Origin of the sequence: Streptomyces sp. Z423-1 (genome assembly GCF_013009255.1) — a bacterium.
In the GTDB taxonomy this organism is placed as follows: Bacteria; Actinomycetota; Actinomycetes; order Streptomycetales; family Streptomycetaceae; genus Streptomyces; species Streptomyces gossypiisoli.
In genome coordinates this window covers 1,527,902-1,544,260 of the sequence record NZ_CP053109.1, presented here as the reverse complement: position 1 = coordinate 1,544,260, position 16,359 = coordinate 1,527,902, and the positions used below count along the sequence as shown (strand labels likewise).

Annotated in this window: 16 protein-coding genes; 10 read left to right on the top strand and 6 right to left on the bottom strand. The window is 71.0% G+C overall.

The window, feature by feature from the left end; all coding sequences use genetic code 11:
* Positions 1-94 precede the first annotated feature (94 nt).
* The gene (locus HJD23_RS07215) at positions 95-2,602 is read left to right on the top strand and encodes a SpoIIE family protein phosphatase (RefSeq protein ID WP_171116860.1); all 2,508 of its coding nucleotides are present in this window, start codon (positions 95-97) and stop codon (positions 2,600-2,602) included.
* Positions 2,603-2,633: 31 nt separating this feature from the next.
* Here the strand turns inward: HJD23_RS07215 and HJD23_RS07210 are convergent, their stop codons facing one another.
* Together HJD23_RS07210 and HJD23_RS07205 are read right to left on the bottom strand one after the other, a co-directional pair.
* Positions 2,634-3,074, bottom strand: coding sequence for a hypothetical protein (locus HJD23_RS07210; protein ID WP_171116858.1), 441 nt, complete (start codon positions 3,072-3,074; stop codon positions 2,634-2,636).
* Positions 3,075-3,389: 315 nt separating this feature from the next.
* Positions 3,390-3,761, bottom strand: a complete 372-nt coding sequence (locus HJD23_RS07205) for a helix-turn-helix domain-containing protein (protein ID WP_171116856.1) — start codon at positions 3,759-3,761, stop codon at positions 3,390-3,392.
* 123 nt (positions 3,762-3,884) lie between these two features.
* On the opposite strand from HJD23_RS07205, the gene HJD23_RS07200 reads away from it, so the two are divergent.
* The 4 genes from HJD23_RS07200 to HJD23_RS07185 all read left to right on the top strand — a co-directional run bounded on the left by HJD23_RS07200 (position 3,885) and on the right by HJD23_RS07185 (position 7,061).
* On the top strand, positions 3,885-4,535 hold the full coding sequence (locus tag HJD23_RS07200) for an NAD(P)H-dependent oxidoreductase (protein WP_171116854.1): 651 nt from the start codon (positions 3,885-3,887) through the stop codon (positions 4,533-4,535).
* 146 nt (positions 4,536-4,681) lie between these two features.
* Positions 4,682-5,755 (top strand): NAD(+)/NADH kinase, encoded by a 1,074-nt coding sequence (locus HJD23_RS07195; protein WP_171116852.1) that lies wholly within the window; start codon positions 4,682-4,684, stop codon positions 5,753-5,755.
* A 65-nt stretch (positions 5,756-5,820) separates the two neighbouring features.
* On the top strand, positions 5,821-6,732 hold the full coding sequence (locus HJD23_RS07190; protein WP_171116850.1) for a HipA family kinase: 912 nt from the start codon (positions 5,821-5,823) through the stop codon (positions 6,730-6,732).
* A gap of 53 nt (positions 6,733-6,785) precedes the next feature.
* On the top strand, positions 6,786-7,061 hold the full coding sequence (locus HJD23_RS07185) for a SelT/SelW/SelH family protein (protein ID WP_171116848.1): 276 nt from the start codon (positions 6,786-6,788) through the stop codon (positions 7,059-7,061).
* A 16-nt stretch (positions 7,062-7,077) separates the two neighbouring features.
* On the opposite strand, the gene aceB is transcribed toward HJD23_RS07185, so the two are convergent.
* Together aceB and HJD23_RS07175 are read right to left on the bottom strand one after the other, a co-directional pair.
* The gene (gene aceB / locus HJD23_RS07180; protein WP_171116846.1) at positions 7,078-8,703 is read right to left on the bottom strand and encodes a malate synthase A; all 1,626 of its coding nucleotides are present in this window, start codon (positions 8,701-8,703) and stop codon (positions 7,078-7,080) included.
* 193 nt (positions 8,704-8,896) lie between these two features.
* Positions 8,897-9,499, bottom strand: a complete 603-nt coding sequence (locus HJD23_RS07175) for a nucleotidyltransferase family protein (RefSeq protein ID WP_171116843.1) — start codon at positions 9,497-9,499, stop codon at positions 8,897-8,899.
* 195 nt (positions 9,500-9,694) lie between these two features.
* Here HJD23_RS07175 and HJD23_RS07170 point away from each other — a divergent pair, with 195 nt between their 5' ends.
* The gene (locus tag HJD23_RS07170) at positions 9,695-10,009 is read left to right on the top strand and encodes a DUF5955 family protein (protein WP_171119052.1); all 315 of its coding nucleotides are present in this window, start codon (positions 9,695-9,697) and stop codon (positions 10,007-10,009) included.
* Between the two features lie 225 nt (positions 10,010-10,234).
* On the opposite strand, the gene HJD23_RS07165 is transcribed toward HJD23_RS07170, so the two are convergent.
* A complete protein-coding gene (locus tag HJD23_RS07165) occupies positions 10,235-11,029 on the bottom strand; it encodes an IclR family transcriptional regulator (protein ID WP_171116841.1) in 795 nt (264 codons plus the stop codon).
* Positions 11,030-11,313: 284 nt separating this feature from the next.
* Here HJD23_RS07165 and allB point away from each other — a divergent pair, with 284 nt between their 5' ends.
* Positions 11,314-12,648, top strand: coding sequence for an allantoinase AllB (gene allB / locus HJD23_RS07160; RefSeq protein ID WP_171116839.1), 1,335 nt, complete (start codon positions 11,314-11,316; stop codon positions 12,646-12,648).
* A 32-nt stretch (positions 12,649-12,680) separates the two neighbouring features.
* Complete coding sequence (gene alc / locus HJD23_RS07155) at positions 12,681-13,805, top strand: allantoicase (protein WP_171116838.1); 1,125 nt, start codon at positions 12,681-12,683, stop codon at positions 13,803-13,805.
* A gap of 79 nt (positions 13,806-13,884) precedes the next feature.
* Here alc and HJD23_RS07150 read toward each other — a convergent pair whose 3' ends face one another.
* On the bottom strand, positions 13,885-14,652 hold the full coding sequence (locus HJD23_RS07150) for an SDR family oxidoreductase (protein WP_171116836.1): 768 nt from the start codon (positions 14,650-14,652) through the stop codon (positions 13,885-13,887).
* A gap of 100 nt (positions 14,653-14,752) precedes the next feature.
* On the opposite strand from HJD23_RS07150, the gene HJD23_RS07145 reads away from it, so the two are divergent.
* Both HJD23_RS07145 and HJD23_RS07140 read left to right on the top strand, forming a co-directional pair.
* A complete protein-coding gene (locus HJD23_RS07145; protein WP_171116834.1) occupies positions 14,753-15,577 on the top strand; it encodes an AIM24 family protein in 825 nt (274 codons plus the stop codon).
* A 98-nt stretch (positions 15,578-15,675) separates the two neighbouring features.
* A complete protein-coding gene (locus tag HJD23_RS07140) occupies positions 15,676-16,302 on the top strand; it encodes a dihydrofolate reductase family protein (protein ID WP_171116832.1) in 627 nt (208 codons plus the stop codon).
* The last annotated feature ends 57 nt before the right edge of the window (positions 16,303-16,359 follow it).

The window sequence follows — 16,359 nt, the reverse complement described above, 5'->3', positions numbered from 1 at the left end:
CCTGGGCTGCCCAAGCCGCTCCGGTGTCGCGCCTGCGGGCCCTGCAGCAGACTGGACGCGGGCAAGCCTCCGTGGCGAGTGAGAGCTGATCGTTATGTCTGCGACGCACAGCACCGGCAGCGGTCGCCCGGTTCACGGCCCCGTGACCCGGGAGCGGATTCACGTCCTGGTCGATCGGCAGGGCCGGTTGGTGCGATGGAGCCCGGCGGCCGAGAGACTGCTCGGCTATCCGGAGGATGCCGTACAGGGGCGTTCCGCACTGGGCCTGCTGGCCGGGCCGGCTGCCGATGGGCGTTCGCCCGTCTCCGGTGAGGACTTCGCCGTCGCGCTGCGGCACCGCGACGGTGGCCTGGTGAGGTGCCGGCTGGCCGTCCGGCCCCAGCGCGCGGGTGACGCGGGCACGGGTTGGGAGGTGCTGCTCGCACCCGCCGAGGAGGACGGGACGGCGGAAGCCGAGAGGGCGCTTCTGGAGACGCTCTTCACCCTCTCTCCCATGGGCCTGTTCCTCCTCGACCCCCAGCTGCGCCTGCTTCGGTTCAACCCCGCGGCCGAGGGCATGCAGGGCACCTCGGTCGCGGAGGCTGTCGGCAGGCGCCCGACGGAGGTGTGGCCCGGCCTCGCCGTGCAGACGGTGGAGCGGGCAATGAAAGAGGTGCTCGCCACCGGGCGGCCGGCGATCGGCGTCGAGAAGCGGGTACGACCCCCGGGCGATCCACACCACGACCACGTCTACTCCGCTTCCCTTTTCCGCCTTCAGGACGCTCAGGGCCGGATCCTCGGCGTCGCGGACGCCACGGTCGATGTCACCGAGCGCCACCTTGCCCACGAGCGGCTGACCGTGCTGGCCCAGGCCAGCACCCGGATCGGCGCCACGCTCGACGCGCTGGACACAGCCCGGGGCCTGGCGGAGGTCTCGGTGCCGGTACCGGCCGACAGCGTCGCGGTCGAGGTGCTGGCAGGGGTGCTCGCGGGCGAGGAGCTGGAGGCCGGGCCCGTACGACCCGGCACCGTGCTGCGCCGGGCGGCGTGCCACTCCCGGGACGACGAGCCCTCCGGGACGGCGGCGGGCCACGACGGCCCGCTCTCTGCGGCGGCGTCCGGCGAGGCCCTCGCCGATCTCGAGCCGCGGCTGGTCGACCCGCTGTGCTCCCTGGGACAAGAGATTCTGCGGTGTATGAGAACGCCCGCGGGAGCCGGTGAAGACGCAGACGCCGGGAAAGACGCAGATGCCGGGAAAGGAAAGAACGCAGATGCCCGGCAAGAGGTGCACTCGCTGATCGTTGCGCCGTTGGTCGCACAGGACCGCGCCCTCGGGCTCGCGACGTTCTGCCGCTGGGGCGAACGCAGGCCCTTCGGGCCCGACGACCTGACCCTCGTCGCACAACTCGCCCGGCGCACGGCCGAGAGCCTGGACAACGCCCGCCGGCACCTGCGCGAGCACAACTCCCTGGCCGCCCTGCAGCACATCCTGCGCCCGGGCGGACTTCCGCCACAGCAGGCGCTGGAGGTGGCGCACGCACACGTATCCGCGGGTTCCGGCGGCGACTGGGTCGACGCCCTCCCGCTCTCCGGGGCCCGGCTGGCACTCGTTGCCGGCCGTGTGCGGGGTCGCGGCATACAGTCCGCCGCCGCCGCGGGACGGCTCCGCGCCGCCGTGCACACGCTGTCCGACCTGGACCTGGAGCCGGATGAACTGCTCGCCCGGCTCGACGACATAGTGCGCGGGCCAGGCAGGGCGAACGGCTTCGCCGGAAGCGGGGACCGTCCGTCGCCGGCACGGGACACCGAGAGGTCCGCCCACGGGCAGCTGTGCGGCGCCACCTGCCTCTATCTGATCTACGATCCCGTGTCCCGGCGCTGCTCGGTCTCCACCGCCGGTCATCCCTGGCCCGTGGTGGTGCATCCGGACGGCACCGTGCGCAGGGTGCTGGCTCCGGTCGCCGACGCGCTGTGCTGCCCGGGCGGGCCGTTCGGCAGGGAGGACTTCGACGTCCCCGAGCACTCGACACTCGTCCTGTACACCCCCGGGCTTCTCCAGCCGGAACGACCGGCACCAGGGGAGGAGCGGGAACAGGAGCCGGACGATGCGGGCCGGGATCGCCTGACCGCCCTGCTCACGCATGCTCCGGACTCCGTGCAGGCGACGTGCAGAACACTGACGGACGCACTCGTCCCGCCCGTGCCCCGCGACGATGCCGCCGTTCTGGTCGCCCGCACCCATGCGCTGGACCGGTCCCACGTCGCTTCGTGGGACCTCCCCAGCGATCCGGCCATGGTCTCCACGGCCCGTTCCCTCGCCACCCGGCAGCTCGCCGCCTGGGACATGAGTGAAGCGGCGTTCGTCACCGAACTGATCGTCAGCGAGCTGGTCACCAACGCGATCCGGTACGGCGAGCCGCCCGTGACGCTCCGGCTCATCCGCAGCCACGTCCTGACGTGCGAGGTGTCCGACGGCAGCAGCACGGCTCCGCGGCTGCGGCACGCCCGCACCACCGACGAGGGCGGTCGTGGACTCCTCCTCGTCGCGCGGTCCTCCGACCGGTGGGGGACCCGCTACACGGAGGACGGAAAGATCGTCTGGGTCGAGCAGAGCACGGACTGAGCGGTCCTCGGCCGGGCGGCCGGGACGTCGTTCAGCCCTTGTGGCCGTCGTGCTGGTCGGCGTACCGGAGCTGGTCGAAGTACCAGTCGTCGACGTCGTGCAGACGGTCCGTCACCATGATGACGACCCACCTGCCGTCCACCCAGCGCACGAGGCGGTGGCCGTCATAGCGGTAGTGGTGACGGCGGTCGGGGCTGTAGTACCAGTAGCCGCGGTCGTCCTTCTGCTGGTGCCAGCGCCGCTGCCCGTTGCGGTCGTGACGCCTTCCGTCCCTGTCGTGACGCTCGCCGTACCGGACCGCCACGTGATGGTCCGCGGTGCGCCGCTCCGTGACGCCGACGCCGGTGTCCTGCCGATCCCGTGAGGTGGAAAGCGGCTCCGCGGACGCCGAGCCCGCGGTACCGACCAGGGCGATACCGGCCAGCGCCACCGAAACGGTGGAGGTGGCGACGCGTCGAATCAGCTTGCTCATGTTCGTGTCTCCTTGCTGCGCCCGCCTTTGGGCGCGGAACGACGGATCGGCCGTGTGGGCGGGTCCGTCCATGAGCGCGGTGTCTCCTGAACCTGCGCGGAGTCGTTGCGCACCGGTGCTGATCACCGTTCGCGGCTCCACGCCATCGCGCTGAATTAAAAGTAGCAAATAGTTTGTGAGCGTCAATTATTTTCGAGGCGTGATGGTTGTCTCATCTATGGGATCGATGCTTCCGGGGCATGCCTGAGCTCGGGTCGGCTCGGGTGCCGCTGCGGGATTCGGGTTACGCGGGATGGCGGCCGCAGTGCGGGCTGGTCACTTATGCGTCGACGCCGCGGCGGGCCGGGTCGCCGGGAGGTGCTTCTTGGCCCACTCGCCGAGCTCCTGAAGCGCGGGTTCCAGTGCGGCCCCCGCCTCGGTCAGCCGGTAGGAGACCCGCAGGGGCGGCCCCTCGTCGACCTGCCGTACGACGAGCCCTGCCGTGCCGAGTTCGCTCAGCCGGTCGGAGAGCATGCGCTCACTGATGCCGGGAATCGCCCTGCGGAGATCCGCGAAGTGTGCGGGCTGCGTCACCAGTACGGACACGATCGGGCCGGTCCAGCGCTTGCCCAGCAACTGGAAAACCCGGGTGATGCCTTCGTCCACCCGCTTGCACGCCCCTGCGTCGTGGCTCTGCACGTCCGTCATGTCCTCAGGGTACTACCCTGCCGTTTGGGGGTGAAAAAAAGTAAGCTCCCGTGTTATCAATAGCTGCGTACGAGAACTCAGCCCCTGGGGAATCCCTTGGGCACCGCTCTACTGGAGAAACACATGGCCACCCTGCTGCACATCGACTCGTCGGTCTTCCCGGGTGAGGCGTCCTCGTCCCGCGCCGTGACGGACGCCTTCCGCAAGACCTGGCAGGAGCAGCACCCCGACGGCACGGTGATCTACCGTGACCTCGCCGCGAACCCCGTCCCGCACATCACCGCCCACGCCCACACCGCCGGCTTCGCCGATCCGGACACCCACACCGCCGAGCAGGCCGCTGCCTTCGCGGCGCGCGTCAAGCTGATCGAGGAGGTGGAGCAGGCGGACGCCCTGCTGATCGGCGCGCCGATGTACAACTACACGATCCCGTCCACGCTCAAGGCGTGGCTGGACAACGTGATCCTCTTCGGCCGCACCGTGGGCGAGAACCCCTCCGCGAAGGGCACCCCGGTCACCGTCGTCGCCAGCCGTGGCGGCTCCTACGCGCCGGGCACTCCGAAGGAGCCCTTCGAGTACGTGCAGAACTACCTGCGGGCCATCCTCAGCGACAGCCTCGCCCTGGACCTGGACTTCATCGTCCCGGAGCTCACCATGGCCCCGCACAACCCGGCGATGACCCAGTTGATCCCGCTCTTCGAAGCCTCCCGCGACCGCGCCTTCGAGGAGGCGACCTACAAGGCCAAGCAGCTCGCCGAACGCCTGGCCGCCTGACCCGACCGGCAGCACAACGACCGAACCGGCGCCTCCGCCTCATCGAGGGGGCGCCGGTTCGGCGTCGTCCCGCCCGACGAAGACGCGGAGCCGCACCGATGGGGCGATCCTGTGGGTGGGGCGAGCGAGCTGTCCTGGAGGCAGAGATGAGAGTGAGCCGACTCGGCCTGGTCGTGCACGGTGGACGCCCGGAGGCTCTGGAGGCGGCCCGCGTGGTCCGTTCGTGGTCCACGGAGCACGCCGTGCGGTGCACGGACATCGACGTATGGCAGGACGGCGGGCGGCGCAGCGCCCGCGAGGAAGTCGAGGCCGCGGGCGACCCCGAACTCATCGTCACCCTGGGCGGCGACGGCACCTTCCTGCGCGGTGCCCGGCTGGCCGCCGTGAACGATGCCCTGCTCCTCGGGGTGAACGTGGGGCGGGTGGGATTTCTGACCGAGGTGCCGGCTTCCGACGTGGGTACGGCACTGGACGCGGTGCGTGACGACCGGCTCGGGATCGACAGCCGCATGCTGCTCGCCCTGCGGGCCTCGCGCCGCCTGGAGGTGCCGGCGGGCATGGAGGCATGGGTGCGGTACGGCCGCGGGCCGCTGCTGCCGCCTCCCCAGGTGCGCCCGGACTGCGCGGTCGACGACGAGTGGGGCACCCCGCTGGACGTCACGGCGCTCAACGATGTCGTCCTCGAGAAGCTGGCCAGGGACCGGCAGGTGTCGGTCGGCGTCTACGTCTCCGGCAGACTCCTGGCCTCCTACTCCGCCGACGCCCTGCTGGTGGCCACCCCGACCGGCTCGACCGCCTACAGCTTCGCCGCGGGCGGACCCGTCGTCTCACCGCGGGTCGATGCCCTGGTCTTCACGCCGGTGGCCCCGCACATGGCGTTCGACCGCTCGGTCGTCACGGCCCCCGACGAACCCGTCGGACTGCGGATCCTCGAACGGTCGGGGCCGGCCGCGGTGAGTATCGACGGCCAGCTGCGGGGCGTGCTGGACTCGGGGGACTGGATCGGCGTGTACGCCGCCCCGCAACGGCTCCGGGCCGTACGGCTGGGGCCCATGGACTTCTACGGCCGCCTGCGTGAGCGGATGAACCTGACCGACGCCCCGGCCGCGGTCGCCGACGGATCCCCCGCGCCCCTGTGGTCGGTGACGACCCCGCCGCCCGGAGACCTCGCCCACCTGGCACTGCTGACGGTCCAGGACGGCTCGTCACCTCTTCTGTGACCGGCAGGACGGGCGGTTACCATTTTCACTTCATGCCGGAGGCCCGGCGGCAAGGAGTGCACCGTATGAGGGACGTCACCGCGACCCGCTACATCGAGCCCCTGCGCTCCGGCGGCTCCGTCCCCGGTGTCGTCGAGGCCGACGACCTCGGCACGTACGTCGTCAAGTTCACCGGCTCCGCGCAGGGCCGCAAGGCGCTGGTCGCCGAGGTGATCGTCGGGGAACTGGCGCGGGCGCTGGGGCTGCGCTTCCCGGAGCTGGTCCTGGTGCACTTCGACCCGGCGATCGCCGGGCACGAGGAGCACCAGGAGGTACGTGACCTGCACACGTCCAGCGTCGGCGTCAATCTGGGCATGGACTATCTGCCGGGCGCACGGGACTTCACACCGGAGGTCGCGAAGACCTTCCGGGTCGATCCGCTGGAGGCCGGCCGGATCGTCTGGCTCGACGCGCTGACCGTGAACGTCGACCGTACGGTGCACAGCTCGAACCTGATGATCTGGCCGACGCTCGGCATCGCGCCGCCCCGGCTCTGGCTGATCGACCACGGCGCGGCCCTGGTCTTCCACCACCGCTGGGACCTGTCGGCGCCCGAGAAGGCGTACGACTTCCGCCACCACGCCCTCGGCCACTACGCGCCCGACGTACGGGCCGCGAACGCCGAGCTGGCGCCCAAGGTGACCGAGGAGCTGCTGCGCGAGATCGTGTCGGAGGTACCGGACGCCTGGCTGCTCGGCGAGCTGGACTTCGCCACGCCCGCGGAGGTCAGGGAGGCGTACGTCGGCTACCTGCACGCGCGCGTGCGGGCGTCCGACGTTTGGCTGCCGACTGATTTCCCCACCCGGGAGGAGATCGCCGCCGAGGAGGCCCTGCGCGCGGCGAGGACACAGCGAGGCAGGCCGAATTGGCTCAAGCAGGTCCCCGACCTGCACGGCAAACCGGCCGCGGAACAGGATTGGTCGGTGCATCCGGGATGACGTCCGGGATCCAGCCGGTAGGGGAGAACCAGCCTGTGGGGGAGGACCAGCCCGTGGGGGAGGACCAGCGCGTCCAGATCGAGTACTGCACACAGTGCCGGTGGCTGCCGCGAGCGGCCTGGCTGGCGCAGGAGCTGCTGACGACGTTCGAGGCCGAACTGACCGAGCTGTCCCTCAAACCCGGCACGGGCGGTGTCTTCGTTGTGCGCGTGAACGACGAGGTGGTGTGGGACCGGCGGGAACAGGGCTTCCCGGAGCCGACGGCGGTCAAGCGGCTCGTACGCGACCGAGTGGCCCCGGGGAAGTCCCTGGGCCACTCGGACGAGTGAGCCGTTCTCAAGCGCCTCAGCCCTTGAGTTGCTCGTACGCCGGCAGCGTCAGGAAGTCGGCGTAGTCCTCGTCGAGGGAGACCTTCAGCAGCAGGTCGTGGGCCTGCTGCCAGTTGCCGGCCGCGAAGGCCTCCTCGCCGATCTCGGCGCGGATGGCCGCCAGCTCCTCGGCGGCGACCTTGCGGGCCAGCTCGGCGGTGACCTGCTCGCCGTTGTCGAGGACCACGCCCGCGTTGATCCACTGCCAGATCTGCGAGCGGGAGATCTCGGCGGTGGCCGCGTCCTCCATCAGGTTGAAGATCGCCACCGCGCCGAGGCCGCGCAGCCAGGCCTCGATGTAGCGGATGCCGACCTGCACGGCGTTCACCAGACCGGCGTAGGTCGGCTTGGCGTCGAGGGAGTCGACGGCGATCAGGTCCTCCGCCTTGACCTCGACGTCCTCGCGCAGCCGGTCCTTCTGGTTGGGCTTGTCGCCGAGCACCCTGTCGAAGGACTCCATGGCGATCGGCACCAGGTCGGGGTGGGCGACCCAGGAGCCGTCGAAGCCGTCGTTCGCCTCACGGTCCTTGTCGGCCCGGACCTTCTCGAAGGCGACCTTGTTGACCTCGGGGTCCTTGCGGGACGGGATGAACGCCGCCATGCCGCCGATCGCGTGCGCGCCGCGCTTGTGGCAGGTGCGGACCAGCAACTCCGTGTACGCGCGCATGAACGGGGCCGTCATCGTCACCGCGTTGCGGTCCGGGAGCACGAACTTCGGGCCGCCGTCGCGGAAGTTCTTCACGATGGAGAAGAGGTAGTCCCAGCGGCCCGCGTTCAACCCGGAGGCGTGGTCGCGGAGTTCGTAGAGGATCTCCTCCATCTCGTACGCCGCCGTGATCGTCTCGATCAGGACGGTGGCGCGGATGGTGCCCTGCGGGATGCCGACGTAGTCCTGCGCGAAGACGAACACCTCGTTCCAGAGGCGGGCCTCCAGGTGCGACTCCGTCTTCGGCAGGTAGAAGTACGGGCCCTTGCCGAGGTCCAGCAGACGCTGGGCGTTGTGGAAGAAGTACAGGCCGAAGTCGACGAGGGCGCCCGGGACCTGGGTGCCGTTCGCGTCGACGAGGTGACGCTCGTTCAGGTGCCAGCCGCGCGGGCGCATGACGACGGTCGCCAGCTCCTCGTCGGCCTTGAGCGCGTACGACTTGCCGGACCCGGGGTCGGTGAAGTCGATGTTCCGGGTGTAGGCGTCGATCAGGTTGAGCTGGCCGAGGAGGACGTTCTCCCAGGTGGGGGCGGAGGCGTCCTCGAAGTCCGCGAGCCAGACCTTCGCGCCCGAGTTGAGGGCGTTGATGGTCATCTTGCGGTCGGTGGGGCCGGTGATCTCGACCCGGCGGTCGTTCAGCGCGGCCGGGGCGGGCGCCACGCGCCAGGTGGGGTCCTCGCGGATCTGTGCGGTCTCCGGGAGGAAGTCGAGGGCGGAGGTGCGGGCGATCTCGGCGCGGCGTTCCGCGCGGCGGGCGAGGAGTTCGTCACGCCGGGGCGTGAACCGGCGGTGCAGCTCGGCCACGAAGGCGAGCGCCGCGTCGGTGAGGACCTCCTCCTGCCGGGGCAGGGGCTCGGCGTCGACGATGGCCAGCGGAGACGGCGCTGGTGCGGACATGAGCTGTCACTTCCTTCAGCGGTGGCACCGGTGGCACCGGGTGCCAGGAGGCGCGAATGGGGCGTATCGCACCCGCTGTGCGGTCGGGTGCTTCTGGTCAGTGGATATTAGTTTTCTCATCGTGGAACTTCAATGGTTTGTTGACGTCGAGATTCTCTGAGTCGAGGCAAGGTGGCGCTGGGTGCCACCCCGTTCACTCAAGGTGCTTCAGGTCGGCCGCCGTGTCGATGTCGTACGGCCGCGCCACGTCACCGCACTCCACGAGACGGATCCCGGACGCGTGCTCGTTCAGGTACGCGCGTGCCCCTCGGTCGCCGGTCGCAGTCGCCGCGATGTCCGCCCAGTGCGCGGCGCCGAAGAGCACGGGATGGCCGCGTACGCCGTCGTAGGCGGCCGAGACCAGCGAGGACTCGTCCGTGTAGGCGGCCAGGACGCGGGCGACCGCTTCCGGTCCGATCCCGGGCTGGTCGACGAGCGACACCAGCGCGGCCCGCGCTCCCGTCCCGGCGAACGAGTTCAGCCCGGCACGCAACGAGGAGCCCATGCCCTGCTCCCACTCCGGGTTCTCCACCAGCACACAACCGGACAGTTCCGCCCGCTCCCGTACGACGTCGGCGCGCGCCCCCAGGACCACGTGCACGCGGGCGCATCCGCCCGCGCGCAGTACCGCGACCGCGTGTTCGATCAGCGGGCGGCCCCGGTGTTCGAGCAGTGCCTTGGGCCGGCCGCCGAGCCGGCGTCCCCCGCCCGCGGCGAGCAACAGGGCGGCGACCGGGCGTTCGTTCTGATCCGTCATGGGTCCTGCATACCTGACCCCGCACCGGCCGGATGGTGTCCATGGACTGAATTTCGGTCCCCGCGGTGGCGGATCCGCACCCGGTGGCGTTTACTGGCCCGCGTCCCCCGGCGCACGACCGGCATCACGGGGGCGCATGGGGAGCAGGGCGTGACTGTGCACAACGGCGTGCCGGGCCTGCCCGGAGGGGGAGCTGTGTTGCGGAGCTTGGGGCAGAGGCCAGTGACCGGCAGCGACGAGGACCCGAGGGTGGCGGAACTGCGGACCGCCGTGTCCCGGCTGCGCCGTGAACTCGCCGCGCATCCCGTGGAGTTCCCCGACCGTGCCGTCGCCGAGGACGAACTCGCGGCGCTCGCCGCGATGACCGCCGACGGCACGCCCGAGGTTCCACGACTGCGCCGGTCCCTGCTGCTGATCGCCGGGGCGATCGGGTCGGTGAGCGCGCTGTCGCGGGGGCTGTCGGAGGTGCGGTACGCGGTGGAGCTGTTCGGGGAGCCGCCGCGGAGCTGAGGCCGCTCAGAACGGGGCCGGTCGGCTGAAGCCGCTTTGGCCGAGGCCCCTCAGTCAAGGTCCCTCAGATGCGGCCGGTCGGCTGGAGCCCTCTCAGCTGAAAGCCCTCAGGCCCGGTCGGTCGGCTGAAGCCCCCTCACCTGAGGCCTCTCAGCTGAGGCCCCTCAGGTGCCGGTCGGCCGAAGCCCCCCACGAGTGACCATCAGCCGAAGCCCCTCATGACCGTCAGGCGCCCGAGCTGGCCAGTGCCTCCGACAGCTCCGTCGCCACCTGCTGGAGCACCGGCACGATCCGGTCCGTCGCCGCCTCCGTCACCCGGCCCGCCGGGCCCGAGATGGAGATCGCGGCGGCGGTGGGGGAGTCCGGCACCGACACCGCCAGGCAGCGGACGCCGATCTCCTGCTCGTTGTCGTCGAGGGCGTAGCCGAGCCGGCGCACGTCGTCGAGCGCCGCGAGGAAGCCCTCCGGCGTGGTGATCGTCTTCTCCGTCGCGGCGGGCATGCCGGTGCGGGCCAGCAGGGAACGCACCTCCTCGTCCGGGAAGCCGGCGAGCAGCGCCTTGCCCACGCCCGTGGAGTGCGGCAGGACGCGCCGGCCAACCTCGGTGAACATGCGCATCGAGTGCTTGGACGGCACCTGGGCGACGTAAACGATTTCGTCCCCGTCGAGCAGCGCCATGTTGGCCGTCTCGCCGGTCTCCTCGACCAGCCGGGCCAGGTAGGGGCGGGCCCAGGTGCCGAGCAGGCGGGAGGCGGACTCGCCGAGCCGGATCAGGCGGGGGCCGAGCGCGTAGCGCCGGTTGGGCTGCTGGCGGACGTACCCGCACGCGACCAGGGTGCGCATCAGCCGGTGGATGGTCGGCAGCGGCAGCCCACTGGTCGCGGAAAGCTCGCTCAGGCCGACCTCGCCGCCCGCGTCCGCCATCCGCTCCAGCAGGTCGAAGGCGCGCTCGAGGGACTGGACGCCGCCGCCGTTGGCGGACTTGGCGGAGTCGGTGGTGCTGGCGCTGGACGTCGGCACGGCGCGTTCCTTTCGAGGCTGACTGAAGGGCAGAAGCCTACCCGGCAGCCGGTTGACTCCCCGCTTGTGCGTAGCTACGTTCTGCTTGCTGGAATTGTAATTCCGCTTTGTGGAAACGTCCAGAGCGGGCGCCGTAGGTGCACTGTGGAGAAGTGTGCCCCTTGACGGTACGCGGGCGGGAGTGAAGACTCCTTCAACAGAACGTTGAATTCCGTTACACGGAAGTAAATCCCCGTTTCCCGGAGGTCACGGGAGCCGGGACGGCGGCTAGGAGAGGGGTCCGGGTGTCCGACGCTGAACTGGTGCTGCGCTCGACGCGCGTCATCACGCCCGAGGGGACGCGCCCCGCGTCCGTCGCGGTCGCCGACGGGAAGATCACCGCCGTACTGCCGTACGACGCCCCGGTCGAGGCCGTCCGGGTGGAGGACGTCGGCGACGACGTGCTGCTGCCCGGCCTCGTCGACACCCACGTACACGTCAACGACCCCGGCCGCACCGAGTGGGAGGGTTTCTGGACCGCCACGCGCGCCGCGGCGGCCGGCGGCATCACCACCCTCGTCGACATGCCGCTCAACTCTCTCCCGCCGACCACGACGGTCGACCACCTGCGCACCAAGCAGGAGGTGGCCCGGGCCAAGGCGCACATCGACGTCGGCTTCTGGGGCGGCGCGCTGCCCGACAACGGCAAGGACCTGCGCCCGCTGCACGACGCCGGGGTGTTCGGCTTCAAGGCGTTCCTGTCGCCGTCCGGCGTGGACGAGTTCCCGCACCTCGACCAGGAGCAGCTCGCCGGGTCCATGGCCGAGATCGCCTCCTTCGGCGGCCTGCTGATCGTGCACGCCGAAGACCCGCACCACCTGGCCGCCGCCCCGCAGCAGGGCGGCCCCAAGTACGCCCACTTCCTCGCCAGCCGTCCGCGCGACGCCGAGGACACCGCGATCGCCCACCTGATCGCACAGGCGAAACGCCTCCACGCGCGCGTGCACGTACTCCACCTGTCCTCCAGCGACGCGCTGCCGCTGATCGCCGCCGCCCGCGCGGAGGGTGTGCGTGTCACCGTCGAGACGTGCCCGCACTACCTCACCCTGACCGCCGAGGAAGTCCCGGACGGCGCCAGTGAGTTCAAGTGCTGCCCGCCCATCCGCGAGGCCGCCAACCAGGACCTGCTGTGGCAGGCGCTGGCCGACGGCACCATCGACTGTGTGGTCACCGACCACTCCCCGTCGACCGCCGACCTCAAGACGAACGACTTCGCCACCGCCTGGGGCGGCATCTCCGGCCTCCAGTTGAGCCTGCCGGCCGTCTGGACCGAGGCCCGCAAGCGCGGCCACACCCTGGAGGACGTCGTCCGCTGGATGTCCACGCGGACGGCCGAGCTCGTGGGGCTCGCCCAGAAGGGCGCCATCGAGGCCGGCCGGGACGCCGACTTCGCCGTCCTCGCGCCCGACGAGACCTTCACCGTGGACCCGGCCGCCCTCCAGCACCGCAACCGCGTCACGGCGTACGCCGGGCGCACCCTCAGCGGCGTCGTGAAGTCCACCTGGCTGCGCGGGCAGCGCATCGTGGCGGACGGCGAGTTCACCGACCCGAAGGGGCGACTGCTCACCCGTACCCCCTGAATCCCGACGTCTGAAAGGCAGACCTGATCACCGTGACGGCGATACCGAGTTTCACCGGCGACGCGAGCCCCTACGGAGGCGGCGACCCGTACGCGGACTACCGCACCGCCGACTTCCCCTTCACCCAGTACGCCAACCTCGCCGACCGCCGGCTCGGCGCCGGAGTCATCGCCGCCAACGACGAGTTCTTCGCCCAGCGCGAGAACCTGCTGGTGCCCGAGCGCGCCGAGTTCGACCCCGAGCACTTCGGGCACAAGGGCAAGATCATGGACGGCTGGGAGACGCGGCGCCGCCGGGGCGCGTCCGCCGAGCATCCCTGGCCGACCGCCGAGGACCACGACTGGGCGCTGGTCCGCCTCGGCGCGCCCGGCGTGATCCGCGGGATCGTGGTCGACACCGCCCACTTCCGCGGCAACTACCCGCAGTCCGTGTCCATCGAGGGCGCGTCGGTCCCCGGCTCCCCGTCCCCCGAGGAACTGCTGGCCGACGACGTGAAGTGGACGACCCTCGTCCCGCGCACCCCGGTCGGCGGCCACGCGGCGAACGGGTTCGCCGTCGCGGCCGAGCAGCGCTTCACGCACCTGCGGGTCAATCAGCACCCCGACGGCGGCATCGCGCGCCTGCGCGTGTACGGCGAGGTGGTCCCGGACCCCGAGTGGCTGTCGGTGCTGGGCACCTTCGACGTGGTCGCCCTGGAGAACGGCGGCCAGGTCGAGGACGCCTCGAACCTCTTCTACTCACCGGCCACGAACACCATCCAGCCGGGCCGCTCCCGCAAGATGGACGACGGCTGGGAGACGCGCCGCCGCCGCGACCAGGGGCACGACTGGATCCGCTACCGGCTGGTGGCGCAGTCCCAGATCCGCGCGATCGAGATCGACACCGCGTACCTGAAGGGCAACAGCGCGGGCTGGGCGTCGGTGTCCGTGCGGGACGGCGAGGACGGCGAGAACGGCGAGTGGACCGAGGTCCTGCCCCGCACCCGCCTCCAGCCCGACACCAACCACCGTTTCGTGCTCCCGACCCCGGCCGTCGGCACGCACGCGCGCGTGGACATCTTCCCGGACGGCGGCATCTCCCGCCTGCGCCTGTTCGGTTCCCTGACGGAGGAAGGCGCGACACGGCTGGCGGCGCGGCACCAGGAGCTGGGTGGCTGAGGCCCGTCCGGTAGCGGACGACGCCCGTTCGACTCGCGGGGCACATCGGCCCGGACAGCACCGGTGCGCCCCGCGTGGCTCACGCCGCGTGCCCGCCGTCGATCGAGAACTCGGCGCCGGTGACGTACGAGGTGCCCGCGAGGTGGGCGACCATGGACGCCACCTCCTCGGCCGTCCCGAACCGCCCCAGCGCGGTCAGCGCCGCCTGACCGGCCGCGTACGGCCCGTCGGCCGGGTTCATGTCGGTGTCGATCGGCCCGGGGTGGACGATGTTCGCCGTGATCCCGCGCCCGCCCAGCTCCCTGGCCAGGGCCTTGGTCAGCCCGATCAGCGCCGCCTTGCTGGTCGCGTACAGCGTCCCGCCGGGCCCCGGCACCCGCTGGGTCATGCAGGACCCGATGGTGATGATCCGGCCGCCCTCCGTCATCCGCGCGGCCGCCGCCTGGGAGGCCAGGAAGACACCCCGGACATTCACCGCGAGAACCCGGTCCACGTCGGCGAGCGACAGGCTCTCCAACGGCCCCAGCACCCCGACGCCCGCGTTGTTCACCAGCACGTCGAGCCCACCGAGCGCCTCCGCCGCACGCTCCACGGCCCCCGCAGCCTCGGCCGCGTCCGCGGAGTCCGCCCACAGGGCCACCGCCCGGCGTCCCAGCGCCTCGACGGCCCGTACGACGTCCTGCGCCGCCTCCTTGCCGTTCACGTACGTCAGAGCCACGTCGGCGCCCTCCCGCGCCAGCCGCACCGCCGTTGCCGCACCGATCCCGCGGCTGCCGCCGGTGACCAAGGCCACCTTGCCTTGGAGGATTGTCCGAGAAGTCGGATTATGCGTCGCTTGAGAAGTCATACGCCCATTCCATCGCCCGCCCCACGACAACGCTGGCGGCGAACGGACACCGAGATGGCGCGCGAGGAACTCCTGGCTTCACCTCCCGCGTTCTCCCCACGTGACACTTCGGCAAGAGATCGTCGGCAACGCCATGCAGATGGCGGTCGTCACCCTGCGACCGGGCCAGACCGTGTACTGCGAGGCGGGAAAGTTCCTGTTCAAGACCGCGAACGTGACCATGGAGACCCGGCTGACCGGCCCGTCGGCCGGCGGCGCGGCACAGGGCGGTGCCTCGGGCGCCGCGGCTGCGGGCATGGGCGGCCTGCTGCGCCAGGCCATGGGCACCGCCATGCAGGTCGGCCAGCGTGCGCTGGCGGGCGAGTCGCTGGCGTTCCAGTACTTCACCGCGCAGGGCGGCGAGGGCACCGTCGGCTTCGCGGGCGTCCTCCCCGGTGAGATGCGCGCCCTGGAACTCGACGGCACGCGCGCGTGGTTCGCCGAGAAGGACGCCTTCGTGGCCGCCGAGTCCACCGTCGAGTTCGGCATCGCCTTCCAGGGCGGGCGGACCGGCATGAAGGGCGGCGAGGGCTTCATCCTGGAGAAGTTCACGGGGCACGGCACGGTGGTCATCGCGGGCGCCGGCAATTTCATCGACCTCAACCCCGCCGACTTCGGCGGCCGCATAGAGGTCGACACCGGCTGCGTGGTGGCCTTCGAGGAGGGCATCGAGTACGGCGTCCAGCGCGTCGGCGGCCTCAACCGCCAGGGGCTGATGAACGCCGTGTTCGGCGGCGAGGGCCTGTCGCTGGCGACCCTGGAGGGCAACGGCAGCGTCATCCTGCAGTCGATGACCATCGAGGGCCTCGCGAACGCGCTGAAGAAGGCCCAGGGCGGCGACAAGCAGGGCCCCACGGGAGGACTGTTCTCGACACACGCCGGATGAGTTTTCGCGCGGGCCACCGATGAGTTGCGGGTGCCAGTGGGGTCTGACCTGTTGAAAGCAACCCCACCCCCACGGATCCCTCAGGAAGAAGGCACCCCATGGGCAAGCTCGTTCTCAACAGCTTCGTCACCCTCGACGGCGTCTACCAGGCCCCGGGTGGCCCTCAGGAGGACACCCGCGACGGCTTCGAGCAGGGCGGCTGGGTCTTTCCCTACGCCGACGACGACTTCGGACAGTTCATCGACGACGTCTTCCAGCACGTCGGCGCGTTCCTCCTCGGCCGCCGTACGTACGAGATCTTCGCCGCGTACTGGCCGAAGGTGACCGACCCCGACAACCTGATCGCCTCCCGGCTGAACAGCATGCCGAAGTACGTCGCCTCCGCCTCCCTCACCGACCCCGAGTGGTCCGGCACCACCGTCATCAGCGGCGACCTCGCCAAGGAGGTCACCGCCCTGAAGGAGAACACCGAGGGCGAGCTCCAGGTGCACGGCAGCGGCGCACTCGCCCAGTCCCTGCTCAACCTCGGCCTCGTCGACACCGTGCACCTGCTGACCTTCCCGGTCGTGCTCGGCGCCGGCCGCCGCCTGTTCACCGAGGGCATCGTCCCGACCGCCTTCCGGCACACCGGCGGCCGCATCACCTCGACGGGCGTCTCCATCCAGACGTACGACCTGGCCGGACGCCCCGAGTACGGCTCGTTCGACCTCCCCGAGAACGCCTAGCCGTCCGGCGGCCGCACGGGTGCGGCATCCCCGCGGACGGGCAGCTTCTGTCCGCCA